This window comes from Cobetia sp. Ld8 (genome assembly GCF_045066615.1).
Classification (GTDB): Bacteria; Pseudomonadota; Gammaproteobacteria; order Pseudomonadales; family Halomonadaceae; genus Cobetia; species Cobetia amphilecti.
The window spans coordinates 637,227-649,531 of record NZ_JBISHF010000008.1; the positions used below are offsets into that span (position 1 = coordinate 637,227).

The following is a 12,305-nucleotide window of genomic DNA, read 5'->3' on the forward strand; positions in this document are numbered from 1 at the left end:
GCCGCGCGGGATGACACGCCCTTTCCGCGCGGTTTGAGCCCTGGCCAACCACAGGCAACAATTCGATCATGACCGAGCCTTCCAGCACCCCGCACGCCACCGCGCCTGGCACTTCTGCTTCAAGTCAGTCCGCCGCCAGCCAGTCCGCCGCCGATGAGACTCCGGCCAGCCAGGCGGATTTTCGCGCCAGCGCCCGCCGCACCTTCGCCATTGAGGAAGCGGCCATCGCCGCGCTCGAAAGCCATCTCGATGACGACTTCGACCGCGCCTGTCAGCTGATGCTGGCCACCAAGGGCCGCGTCATCGTCACCGGCATGGGCAAATCCGGCCATGTCGCCAGCAAGATCGCCGCCACCCTGGCCAGCACCGGCACGCCGGCCTTCTTCGTCCACCCCGGTGAAGCCAGCCATGGCGACCTGGGCATGATCACGCCGGCCGATGTGGTGCTGGCGCTGTCCAATTCCGGAGAGACCGCCGAAGTCACGGCGCTGCTGCCGCTCTTGAAGCGCATGGGCACCCCGCTGGTCTCGATGACCGGCAAGCCCGGCTCGACCCTGGCGCGTGACGCCGAGGCACATCTGGACACCAGCGTCGCCCAGGAAGCCTGCCCGCTGAATCTGGCACCCACCGCCTCGACCACCGCCGCGCTGGTGATGGGCGACGCCCTGGCGGTGGCGCTGCTGGAGGCCCGTGGCTTCACTGCCGAGGAATTCGCGCTTTCCCACCCGGGCGGCAGCCTGGGCCGACGCCTGCTCCTGCGTGTCCAGGACGTGATGCACCACGGCGATGCCCTGCCGCGCGTGGCGCTCGGCAGCCCGCTGCGCGATGCGCTGCTCGAGATCACGCGTCAGGGCATGGGCTTCACCTGCGTGATCGATGATGACGACCACCTGGTCGGCGTCTATACCGATGGTGACCTGCGCCGCACCCTCGACCAACACGGCGATCTGCGCGCGCTGAAGGTCGATGATGTCATGACCCGCGGCGGCAAGACCGTGCGCGCCAGCATGCTGGCCGCCGAAGCGGTGCGCATCATGGAAGAAAACCGCATCAGCGTTCTGGTAGTCTGTGACGAGGATGAGCACCCCATCGGAGCCATCCATATGCACGGCCTGCTGGCCAGCGGCGTGATCTGAACTCCCGCGGGCGTTCGCTGTCTCTGTTCGACGGCAGATCGTCCCGGCAAGACGCCACCGCTCAACGCCCATCAGCGCCGTTCACAGGACAGCGTCAAGCATGCACGGAGTGCGAGGAGAAAGACCATGAGCGACACGAATTCCCTGAGCGAAGAATATCCGCAGGACATCATCGACCGCGCACGCCGCGTGCGTCTGCTGGCTCTGGATGTCGACGGCGTGCTCACCGACAACCGTCTGCACTACGATGCCAATGGCGTCGAGACCAAGTCCTTCCACGTCCAGGATGGCCATGGCCTCAAGCTGGTGCTGCGCAGTGGCGTTCGCGTTGCGCTGATCACCGGCCGCAGCTCGCCGATGGTCGAGCGTCGCGCCAAGGAACTGGGCATTCAGGATGTCATCCAGGGCCGTGAAGACAAGCTGGTCGCGCTGACCGACCTGTGCCGCGAGCACGGGATCGAGCTGGAAGAAGTCGCCTATTGCGGCGATGACCTGCCGGACCGCGAAGCCATTCGTCGTGTCGGTCTCGGCGTCAGCGTGCCCAACGCCATGGCCTACGTGATGAGCGAGGCCAACTGGGTCACCTCACGCCAGGGCGGCGATGGCGCCGTGCGCGAGCTCTGTGATCTGCTGCTCAAGGCCCAGGGCCACTGGGCCTCGGTGCTGGATACCTACCTGCAGGAGTCGCGCCCCTGATGTTACGTCTGTCCCGCCCTTCTCCGCGCCTCTGGCTGATGCTGCTGTTGCTGCTCGTCGGTGGCGTGCTGGCGCTGATCGAGCAGCGCAACAGCCTGGAATCGACCGTCAATGTCGAGGTCGACAGCAGTGAGCCGGATTACTATCTCGACGGGGCAGACATGACACGCTTCGATGCGCGCGGCGTGGCGATCCAGTCCATGACCTCGCCGCATATCGAGCACACGCCAGGCGATGACGTGACCCGGGCGCAGACCCCGAAGATTCGCACCAACGACAGTGAAGACCGCCGCTGGTATGCCACGGGAGACAGTGGCGTGTTGAGCGCCGGCGGCGACACCTTCACCCTCGAGGGCAATGCCAGACTGCGCCAGCCCGATGACCGGTGGACCCTCGATACCGATGTCCTGCACTACAGCCGTGATCAGAATCGCGCCTGGAGTGACGTGCCGGTCGTGATCACCCAGAATGGCCAGCATGTCGAAAGCGACAGCTTCAGCGCCGACCTCTCCCAGGATTCCGCCGTGCTGCAGGGCCGTGTTCGCAGCGTCCTGCAACCCGGCACAGGCCAGAGCGAGGCCAGCAAGGAAGCCGAGCGCATCGACTCGGGCACCGACAGCACCAATACCGATGATGGGCGCGTCAACAGCACCTTCGAGGCAGCGCCTGCCAGCGGTGAATGAACCCGCCGGGCTGGCCGTCAAGCCATGACCCGCGCCGCAACACCTTCTTCTCTGCCGCTCGATGGCATCATTGCTCGGGCGGCGATCCCGTCATGCCAAGGAGCCACCATGACTTCCACGACTCGCAAGCCCTTGACGGCCTGTCGCCAGACCCTCAACAGCGGTGTCATGGCGCTCTGCCTGGCACTGGGCATGTCCACCTTCGCCCCGGCCGCCATGGCGCTGGACAGCGATGCCAGCCAGCCGATCAACATCGCCGCGGACGCCCTGTCACTCGATGACAAGGCCGGTACCGCCACCTACACCGGCCAGGTGGAGATGCGCCAGGGCAGCATGAAACTCGATGCCAGCCGCGTCGATATCAGCCGCGCCGGCAGCGGCGAGATCTCGCTGGTCAAGGCCACCGGCAAGCGTGCCTACCTGGAACAGCAACCCGCGCCCGACGAGAAGCTGGTCAAGGGCTGGGCCGACACCATCCGCTACCATGCACTGGAGCGCCGCGTGGAGCTGGTCGGCAACGCGCGTCTCGAGAAAGGCGATGACACCTTCGAAGGCGGCTACGTGGAGTACTTCCTCGACAAGCGCCAGGTGAACGCCAACAACAGCAAGACGGCACAGCAGACCGAAGGCGGTCGCGTGCACATGACTCTGACGCCGCGCGGCGCCAATGCCAGCAAGGAAAACTAAGTCATGACTGCTGCTACTCCGCGTACGCTGAGCGCTCGCCATCTGGCCAAGGCCTACAAGGGCCGCAAGGTGGTCAAGGACATCTCGCTGGAGATCCGCCAGGGCGACATCGTCGGCCTGCTGGGCCCCAATGGCGCCGGCAAGACGACCTCGTTCTACATGATCGTCGGGCTAGTGCGCGCCGATGCCGGCAACGTCTCCATCGATGACAAGGACCTCTCCGCTGCCGCCATGCATCAGCGTGCACGCGCCGGCATCGGCTATCTGCCGCAGGAAGCGTCGATCTTCCGCAAGCTGTCGGTGGCCGATAACATCATGGCGATTCTGGAGACCCGCAAGGACCTGGATCGCAATGGCCGCAAGGCACGCCTTGAAGAGTTGCTCGAGGAATTCAGCATCACGCACATCCGCGCCAGCGCCGGCATGAGCCTGTCCGGTGGTGAGCGTCGTCGGGTCGAGATCGCCCGTGCACTGGCCACCGAGCCGGACTTCGTGCTGCTCGATGAGCCCTTCGCCGGCGTCGACCCCATCTCGGTGGGCGAGATCAAGAGCATCGTGCGCCAACTGCGCGATCGTGGCATCGGCGTGCTGATCACCGACCACAACGTGCGCGAGACGCTCGATATCTGTGACACCGCCTATATCGTCGGCGATGGCCAGATCATCGCCCACGGTGACGCGGACTCCATCCTGGCCAACCAGCAGGTGCGCGACGTCTACCTGGGCCACGAGTTCACGCTCTAGGGTCAGCGGCTGCGCTGAGTCCTCGCGAGGCGAAAGCTTCAAAAGCCGCTGCGTGATTTTATCGCGTAGCGGCTTTTTCATGTCTGACATCAGACGCATGCATGACGTCCATACCACCTTGGTGGAAACATGGCATGCAAGTTGCTTGAATATTCACGGCAACCACTTGTCAGTGCCCCGAGTCACGGTATAGCGTAGTAAGCACGTTCCTTTGCCGTGAATTGACTGACTCCATGAAACCCACCCTGCAACTCCGCCTCGGCACCTCGCTGACCATGACGCCGCAGCTCCAGCAAGCGATCCAGCTGCTGCAGCTGTCGACGCTCGACCTGCGTCAGGAGATTCAGCAAGCCCTCGAGTCCAACCCCATGTTGGAGCTCGACGAGGACTACGAGTCGCTGGATGTCGTCGAGACACAGGATTCAAGCGAGATCTCCACTGCCGACTCCTCGAGCGAGATTCCCGAGGAATACCCCCTCGACAGTGACTGGTCGGACCTCTACCAGGACCACGCCGGTAGCCTGACCAGCTCCGGCAGTGGCAGCGGGAGCGAAGAAGGGCCGGACTTCGATCGCAATACCAGTGTCGAGAGCCTGCAGGACCACCTGCGCTGGCAGCTGGCGATGACCGACCTCGATGGCCGTGAACGCCAGATGGCGGAGAGCTTGATCGATGCCGTCGACGGTGCCGGCTATCTGAGCCTGTCACTCGATGAGCTGGTCGATGGCCTGCGTGGCCAGGGCCTGCCCGGCCTGAAGGCCTCCGAGCTCGAGCAGGTATTGCTGCGTCTGCAGCAGTTCGACCCGACTGGCGTCTTCGCTCGTGATCTGCGCGAATGCCTGCTGCTGCAACTGGCGCTGCTGCCGGATGATCTGCCGCTGCTGGCGCAGGCGCGCCGCTTGGTACGTCAATTCCTCGAGGCACTGGGCAACGATGACCGCAAGCTGCTCAAGCGGCGCCTGAGCCTTGACGATGACGAGCTGGACCACGTCATCCGCCTGGTACGCGCGCTCGACCCGCGTCCGGCATCCGCCTGGGGCGAGCCCGCCAGCGATTACGTGATCCCTGATCTGCTGGTGCGCCATACCCGCCATGGCTGGCAGGTCGAGCTCAACCCGGAAGCGCTGCCCAAGCTGCGCATCCAGCCGGAATACGCCGCGCTGATCAAGCGTGCCGACAAGTCCGCCGACAACACCTTCCTAAAGGACAACCTGCAGGAAGCGCGCTGGCTGATGAAGAGCCTGTCATCACGCAATGACACCCTGCTCAAGGTCGGCCGCGAGATCATGGCACGCCAGATCGACTTCCTCGAGCAAGGCGAGGAAGGCATGAAGCCGCTGATTCTGGCCAACATCGCCGAAGTGGTCGAGATGCACGAATCGACCATCTCGCGGGTCACGACCCAGAAGTACATCCACACCCCGCGCGGCGTCTTCGAGCTCAAGTTCTTCTTCTCGAGCCAGGTTGGTGGCAGCGGCAGTGGCGACGCCCACTCAAGCACCGCCATTCGTGCCCGCATCCGCAAGCTGATCGCGGAAGAGCCGGCCCGCAAGCCTCTCTCCGACTCACGGCTGGTCGATCTGCTCGCCAGCGATGGCATCGAGGTCGCACGCCGTACCGTGGCCAAGTATCGCGAAGCGATGGGCATCCCCTCCTCCAGCGAGCGCAAGCGTCTGGCCTGACGCATCACCTGCGGCTGCCATGCCCAGCTCTCACCTCCACAATGGCAGCCGTCGCCAACCTCAAGCGTTGGATTTTCCGCTCATCAGCCTCTGACTTCGCGGGTAGCGTTATGCCTGTCGCGCGCTCTGTCATGCCGTCAACCGCTCGCCAATTGCCCGTCATGGCCCATGACAGCGCGCAGAATGATGGTAAAAAACCGCCGTTCCGGCAGCGTCATTTACCGTCAATCGCATGTTTTTAAAGTCACTTTTGCGCGTATTGCACCTGGATGACACCCGAAGAACCTCCCGGAACGTCGCTTGCTCCACGCAATCGAAGCGCCTGAAAGGCGACGTACATGCAGGGATTGGCGACGAAAACCCGCCTTCTTGCGCGTCTTTCACGCACCACCCACCAGACGTGCCCTTGAAGTCCACTCCGTTACCCCTCACTGAGTTGAAGACAAGCACTGAGCCACGATGCAGCGCAGCGTTGATCTTTGCGCAAAGCTTGGGCATTGTCGGTACAGACGCTCACGACATCTGACGCCACTGGCAAGGGTGCGAAAACATCGCCAGACGGTGGCCGTCAAGCCTGTTGCAGAGCGTCCGATCAGGGTTTGCTCGTAGTCAAAAAGGGTTACAATTGAATGGCAACCCGCTGGATAAAGGAGCGTGTCCATGCAAGTGAATATCACCGGGCATCATGTGGAACTTACCGATCCTCTCCGCGATTACGTCAACGAGAAGCTCGCTCGCCTCGAACGGCATTACGACAACATCACCAATGTTCAGGTGACACTGTCGATCGAGAAGGAGCGCCAGCAGGCTGCCTGCACCTTGCACGCGGCAGGCGCTGACCTCCACGCCCTGGCAGAAGACCCCAACATGTACGCTGCCATCGACGCGCTCGCCGACAAGCTGGATCGCCAGCTGGTCAAACACAAGGAAAAGTCCCAGGCTCGCTCTCAGGGCACCGGGACCCGTTGACCTTCAGCCATGACACTTGATCAGATCCTTCCCCCCGAGCGCACGCTGTACGGTGTCCCCGGGGGGAGCAAGAAGCGGGTGCTTGAATTCTTCAGCACCTTCATCGCACAGAACATTCCCAGCCTGGACAGCCAGGAAGTCTTCTCGCGCCTGATCGGGCGCGAAAGACTGGGGTCGACCGGCATTGGCCACGGTGTGGCCGTGCCCCATGCACGCAGCCCGCATTGCAAGACGCCAATCGCTGCGTTTCTGAAGCTCGGTGAACCCATCGACTTCGATGCCATCGACGGAGAACCCATCGATCTGCTGTTCGTGCTGCTGGTGCCTGAGGAAGCGGATGAGACCCATCTGACGCTGCTCGGGCAGGTTGCGGAATTGCTCAATTCCCCGACCAATCGCTCGGCCCTGCGCCAGGCAGACAGCCAGCGTGCACTCTTTGAGGCATTGACCCAAGCCATCGCCGAATTACCGGCGCGCTGAATGACAGGCCCGGACATCGTCCGGGCTTTCGTCTTGCTGGCCTTCCATCGGCCGACGTACAGCGCACTGATAGCGGGCAGCCTTCTGCCCCACCCCTGCATTCTTTCGACGTTGACCTCGCCCTTGGAGAGCACTTCATGAAGATCGTGATCATCAGCGGCCGCTCCGGCTCCGGGAAATCCATCGCTCTCCAGGCGCTGGAAGACATTGGCTACTATGCCATCGACAATCTGCCCGGCATGCTGCTGGCGCCACTGGTCGATCAGCTCGAAAAGGACAGCCCGGCGCGCCGGCGCATCGCGGTCTCCATCGATGCCCGCAACCTGCCGGAAGCCTTGACCCGCTTCCCCGAATTGCTCGACAACGTCCGCCAGAGCGGCATGGACGTGCAGGTCGTCTACCTGACCACCGATTCGCGAGTGCTGCTGGAACGCTACTCGGCGACCCGTCGTCGTCACCCTCTGACGCGCGACAACGACCATACCCTGGCCGAGGCCATCGAGATCGAGCAGAAGACGCTCGCTCCCATTCGCCAGAAGGCCGATCTGGTCATCGACTCGACCAACCTGAGCGTGCACGACCTGCGCTCGCGCATCACCGAGCAAGTCGCCCAGCACAGCTCCCGCCACCTGACGCTGACCTTTGAATCCTTCGGCTTCAAGCATGGCGTGCCGACCGACGCCGACATGGTGTTCGATGCCCGCTGCCTGCCCAACCCGTACTGGGACATCAATCTGCGCGGCGATACCGGTCGCGATGACAGCGTGGCCGAATTCCTGCAGCGCTACCCCACCGTCCAGGCGATGCATGACGATATCGCCGGCTGGCTGGAACGCTGGCTGCCCGCCTATCAGGACAGCAACCGCAGCTATCTGACGGTGTCCGTGGGCTGCACTGGCGGCCAGCATCGCAGCGTCTACCTGTGCGAGCAGCTGGCAAGCTACTTTGCCGAGCGCCTGCCTGAGGTGCGCCTGCGTCACCGCGAGCTGGGCATTCATACCGCTCTGAGCAACGCGGGTGAGGCGAGTGATCAGCAAGAGCATCAGCAGGAGCATCGCGATGGCCTCTCGTGAGCTGACGCTGACCAACCGCCGCGGGCTGCACGCCCGCGCAGCCACCAAGCTGGTCAATTGCTGTGCGCCCTATTGCGCGACGGTGATGGTCAGCCATGGCGAGCGACGCGCCAATGCAGCCAATGTGATGGCATTGCTGATGCTGGCCGCGCCCTGCGGCACGACACTGCTGATCGATGTCGAGGGCGAACAGGCCGATGAGGCGATGCTGGCCATCGAGGCGCTGTTCGAAGCGCGTTTCGAGGAAGACGAATAACCGCCACTGACAGCGCTGTGCATTTGCGCTGTGTGTTAGCGCTGTACATCAGGGATGTGCATCGCGGCTCATTCGTCTGGCTCTCGCCTCCTTGCCCCTTTCACCCTTTGCGCACAGCCTTCCTTTAGGCCCTCCCCCTTTTCGGTCAGCCCCTCGCGCAGCTTCCTTGGGCAGCTCCATCACTGCTCACGCAGGATGTCTGTGCCTGTTCTTGCACCTCTCCTTGCGCCTACCCTTGTACCAATCCCAGCACCTCTCCTTGCGCCTGGCAGCCATGCAACGCTGCTTTTGTGCCAGTGGCGGGACGCGGATTGTCCTTTCGATAAGAAACACTGTTTTCTTTTGTCGACGTGCCCCCCTACGCCAATGGTAGAATCAGCGCTGTCCTTCATGTCGACAGGGGAAGCCGACAGATGAGCAAGACGTCTCGTAAACTCAAGCCAAGACTTGATCGCCTGTCACAGGCGCTGGAAAGCGGCGAGCTGGAACAGGCAAGACGCATGCTCAATCGCGGCCTCGCGCCAGTGGACGTGGCCCACCTGCTGGAATCCTCGCCCCCCAAGGAGCGTAATCTGCTCTGGGAGCTGGTCGATGCCGAGCTGCAGGGCGATGTCCTTCAGTACCTTGGCGAAGACATCCAGACCGACTTCCTCAAGGACATGGACGCCGTCGACGTTCTCGCCGCCACCGAGAACCTGGAACCGGATGATGTCGCCGACATTCTGCAGCGCCTGCCGAATGCGGTGATTCTCGAAGTCCTCGACTCCATGGAGGCGCAGGAGCGCCTGCGCGTCGAAACGGTACTGTCCTTCCCGGAGGACACCGCCGGCGGCCTGATGAACACGGACACCATCACCATTCGTCCGGACATCACCCTGGACGTGGTGCTGCGCTATATCCGCCGCCACGAGCGCCTGCCCGACTCCACCGATACCCTGCTGGTCGTCTCGCGTCGCGATGAATTCATCGGTGCCCTGCCCATCAATCGCCTGCTGGTCTCGGACCCCGGCGTCACGGTGCGCGAAGTGATGGACACCGACAGCGTGGTGATTCCGGCCCTGATGCCGGAAACCGAAGTCGCCTCGCTGTTCGAGAAGCACGACCTGATCTCGGCGCCCGTGGTTGGCGGCGATGGCAACCTGCTGGGTCGCATCACCATCGATGACGTGGTCGACGTCATCCGTGGCGACGCCGAGCACCAGGTGATGTCGATGGCGGGGATGGATGAGGACGAAGACACCTTCTCTCCCGTGATGCGCACCTCGTGGCGCCGCGCCGTCTGGCTCGGCATCAACCTGCTGACCGCCTTCATGGCCTCCGCCGTGATCGGCATGTTCGAAGGCACCATCCAGAAGATCACCGCGCTGGCCGTGCTGATGCCCATCGTCGCCAGCATGGGCGGCATCGCGGGCTCTCAGGCACTCACCGTCCTGATTCGCGGTATCGCGCTGGGCCACGTCAAGAGTGGCAATGTCCGCTGGCTACTCAAGCGCGAGGTCATCGTCGCGGGGCTCAACGGCCTGTTATGGGCCGTGGTGGTGGCAGGCATCGCCATCGTGTGGTTCGGGGATGTCCAGCTGGGGGCCATCATCGGCGCCGCGATCATGATCAACCTGTTGATCGCCGCCGTGACGGGCACGCTGCTGCCGGTACTGCTCAAGAAGCTCAATATCGACCCTGCCCTCTCCGGCAGCGTGATATTGACCACCGTGACCGACGTGATCGGCTTCATGGCCTTCCTCGGGCTGGCGACCTGGCTCTACCTGTAATACGCCCGACGGGTTCCAGTGACTTCTCCAGAAACAACACGGCCGCTCCCTTGGGAGCGGCCGTGTTGTTTCTCGCCTGTCGCGCGATCAGAGAGGCGTCAGCGATCAGCCTTCCAGCTCTTCGTCTTCGCCTTCGGACATGCCCGCGACGGTCATGCCATCGATCAGCCAGCTACCGCTGTGGATGCTGCCACGCGTATCGACATCATCGCCGACCGCCAGCAGATTGGCCGCCATGTCGCGCAGATTGCCGGCAATGGTGAACTCCTCGACCGCATGCTGGATCTCGCCGTTCTCGACCCAGAAACCGGAGGCGCCGCGAGAGTAGTCACCGGTGACGCCGTTGACGCCCTGGCCCATCAGCTCGGTCACCAGCACGCCGGTGCCCATCTGCTTGAGCATCTCATCGAGCGAGGTCAACGGCGCGGTGATGCGCACGTTGCGCGCGCCGCCAGCGTTGCCAGTGGTCTGCATGTTCAGGCGACGGGCACTGTAGGCGCTCAGCATGTAGCTCTGCACCTTGCCATCGGCAAAGTAGACATTGTCACGCGTCGCGACGCCATCGTTGTCGAAGGCGGCGCTGGACATGCCACCGACTTCCCGCGGCTTCTCGCCCAGCGTGAACCAGTCGGGGAACAGCGGCTGCCCCAGGCTATCGCACAGGAAGCTGGACTCACGGTACAGCGAGCCGCCGGCGATGGCAGACAGGTAGTGACCGACCAGCCCGGCCGACATCTGCGGGTCGAACAGCACCGGCATGCGCCCTGTCGCCACCTTGCGCGCATTCAGGCGTGCCAGCGTGCGGCGAGCGGCTTCACGCCCCACCGACTCGGGAGAGCGCAGGTCTGCCGGATTGCGCACGCTGGTGTAGTCATAGTCACGCTGCATGCCCTGTGCATCCTTGGCGATCAGCATGCACGACATCGAGTGACGACTGCCGCACTGGCTGGCCAGGAAACCATGGCTGTTGCCATAGACCTGCACGCCTTCACCACTGGAGAAGCTGGCGCCCTCGGACTGCGCGATGCCTTCCACTTCCAGCCCGGCACGCTCACAGGCCAGCGCCAGGTCAGTCGCTTCATCGACGCTGATCGCCCAGGGGTGATGCGCCTTGAGATCAGGGAAGTCGGTGGCCATCAGCTCGGCCGGTGCCAGACCGGCAAAGCTGTCTTCGCCGGTATAGTGCGCGATGGAGACCGCCTTCTCGACCGCGGCACGAATCGAGTCGCTGCCGGCATCGGAAGAGGTCGCGCTGCCCTTGCGATTGCCGAGATAGACGGTCACGCCGATACCCTGGTCACGCGACAGTTCGACCGTCTCGACTTCGCCGTCACGCACCGAGATACTGACGCCCTGATCGACGCTGGCACCGACCTCACAGGCGTCGGCACCCAGGCTGCGGGCAAGCTCGAGAGCTTCGCTGACGCGACGCTCGAGCAGTTGTTGCTGAGCAACGGCATCAAAGGCCTGGCTCATGTTGTTCTCCTTCTGAGGAGACGGGGGCCCGGCAGTGCTATACTGCCGCAAATTTCCCCGACTCATTGGAATTGGCATGCGTAAAGAAAGACCCGAGGAGCTCGTCGAGCGCCCCAGCAAGTCCCAGTTGAAGCGCGAGATGATCGAGCTGCAGGCGCTGGGCAAGAAGATCATCGATCTGCCGGAAGGCCAGCGCGCCAAGTTCCCGCTCTCTGACGACATGCTGGCCGCCATCGAGGAGACCCATCGCATTCGTAGTCACGAAGGCCTGCGTCGCCACATGCAGTACGTCGGCAAGCTGATGCGCAAGGAAGACCTGGACGCCGTGCGTGCCGTCTTCGAAGCCATGGAGCAGCAGAACGTGCGTCGCGATGCTTCCTTCCAGCGTCTCGAACGCTGGCGCGATCGCCTGCTGGACGACGATGAAGCCTTCGTGATCTTCGTCGAGGATTATCCTCACGTGGACCGTCAGGCCCTGCGTCAGCTGATCCGCAATGCGCGTGCCGAACGTGACGCCGGCAAACAGCCCAACAGCGCCAAGAAGCTCTTCAAGCTGCTGCGGGCCGAACTCGACCTCTGACACGGGTCCTGCCGCTCTAGCACTGCTCTGACGTACTGCTTCTGACGTGCTGATCCTCAAGCGCTTCCTCGACA

General features: G+C 63.3%; 13 protein-coding genes. 12 read left to right on the forward strand and 1 reads right to left on the reverse strand.

The window, feature by feature from the left end; genetic code table 11:
- Positions 1 to 68 precede the first annotated feature (68 nt).
- The 11 genes from ACJJV2_RS13690 (at position 69) to mgtE (ending at position 10,175) form a co-directional block, all read left to right on the forward strand.
- Positions 69 to 1,136, forward strand: coding sequence for a KpsF/GutQ family sugar-phosphate isomerase (locus ACJJV2_RS13690; RefSeq protein WP_405281694.1), 1,068 nt, complete (start codon positions 69 to 71; stop codon positions 1,134 to 1,136).
- A gap of 126 nt (positions 1,137 to 1,262) precedes the next feature.
- Positions 1,263 to 1,832 (forward strand): HAD family hydrolase, encoded by a 570-nt coding sequence (locus tag ACJJV2_RS13695; protein ID WP_052384400.1) that lies wholly within the window; start codon positions 1,263 to 1,265, stop codon positions 1,830 to 1,832.
- Positions 1,832 to 2,515 (forward strand): LPS export ABC transporter periplasmic protein LptC, encoded by a 684-nt coding sequence (gene lptC, locus ACJJV2_RS13700; protein WP_405281696.1) that lies wholly within the window; start codon positions 1,832 to 1,834, stop codon positions 2,513 to 2,515. Before ACJJV2_RS13695 ends, lptC begins: the two co-directional genes overlap by 1 nt.
- A 108-nt stretch (positions 2,516 to 2,623) precedes the next feature.
- Positions 2,624 to 3,202 (forward strand): lipopolysaccharide transport periplasmic protein LptA, encoded by a 579-nt coding sequence (lptA, locus tag ACJJV2_RS13705; RefSeq protein WP_225347607.1) that lies wholly within the window; start codon positions 2,624 to 2,626, stop codon positions 3,200 to 3,202.
- Positions 3,203 to 3,205: 3 nt separating this feature from the next.
- On the forward strand, positions 3,206 to 3,946 hold the full coding sequence (gene lptB / locus ACJJV2_RS13710; protein WP_043332551.1) for an LPS export ABC transporter ATP-binding protein: 741 nt from the start codon (positions 3,206 to 3,208) through the stop codon (positions 3,944 to 3,946).
- Positions 3,947 to 4,179: 233 nt separating this feature from the next.
- Entirely contained in the window at positions 4,180 to 5,628 is a 1,449-nt protein-coding gene (locus ACJJV2_RS13715; protein WP_054555105.1) for an RNA polymerase factor sigma-54, read from the forward strand.
- A 660-nt stretch (positions 5,629 to 6,288) separates the two neighbouring features.
- Positions 6,289 to 6,597 carry a ribosome hibernation-promoting factor, HPF/YfiA family gene (gene hpf, locus ACJJV2_RS13720; RefSeq protein WP_043332555.1) on the forward strand — a complete coding sequence of 103 codons (309 nt, stop codon included), beginning with the start codon at positions 6,289 to 6,291 and terminating at the stop codon, positions 6,595 to 6,597.
- A gap of 9 nt (positions 6,598 to 6,606) precedes the next feature.
- Complete coding sequence (locus ACJJV2_RS13725; RefSeq protein WP_043332557.1) at positions 6,607 to 7,077, forward strand: PTS sugar transporter subunit IIA; 471 nt, start codon at positions 6,607 to 6,609, stop codon at positions 7,075 to 7,077.
- Between the two features lie 137 nt (positions 7,078 to 7,214).
- The gene (rapZ, locus tag ACJJV2_RS13730) at positions 7,215 to 8,150 is read left to right on the forward strand and encodes an RNase adapter RapZ (protein ID WP_107335427.1); all 936 of its coding nucleotides are present in this window, start codon (positions 7,215 to 7,217) and stop codon (positions 8,148 to 8,150) included.
- Positions 8,137 to 8,406 (forward strand): HPr family phosphocarrier protein, encoded by a 270-nt coding sequence (locus tag ACJJV2_RS13735; protein WP_043332560.1) that lies wholly within the window; start codon positions 8,137 to 8,139, stop codon positions 8,404 to 8,406. The genes rapZ and ACJJV2_RS13735 overlap by 14 nt, the downstream gene beginning before the upstream one ends.
- Before the next feature lie 413 nt (positions 8,407 to 8,819).
- Positions 8,820 to 10,175: a magnesium transporter gene (mgtE, locus tag ACJJV2_RS13740; RefSeq protein WP_043332561.1), complete on the forward strand. Its 1,356-nt coding sequence runs from the start codon at positions 8,820 to 8,822 to the stop codon at positions 10,173 to 10,175.
- Between the two features lie 105 nt (positions 10,176 to 10,280).
- On the opposite strand, the gene pmbA is transcribed toward mgtE, so the two are convergent.
- On the reverse strand, positions 10,281 to 11,651 hold the full coding sequence (pmbA, locus tag ACJJV2_RS13745) for a metalloprotease PmbA (protein ID WP_153635169.1): 1,371 nt from the start codon (positions 11,649 to 11,651) through the stop codon (positions 10,281 to 10,283).
- A 76-nt stretch (positions 11,652 to 11,727) separates the two neighbouring features.
- On the opposite strand from pmbA, the gene yjgA reads away from it, so the two are divergent.
- Positions 11,728 to 12,231, forward strand: a complete 504-nt coding sequence (gene yjgA / locus ACJJV2_RS13750) for a ribosome biogenesis factor YjgA (RefSeq protein ID WP_043332563.1) — start codon at positions 11,728 to 11,730, stop codon at positions 12,229 to 12,231.
- The last annotated feature ends 74 nt before the right edge of the window (positions 12,232 to 12,305 follow it).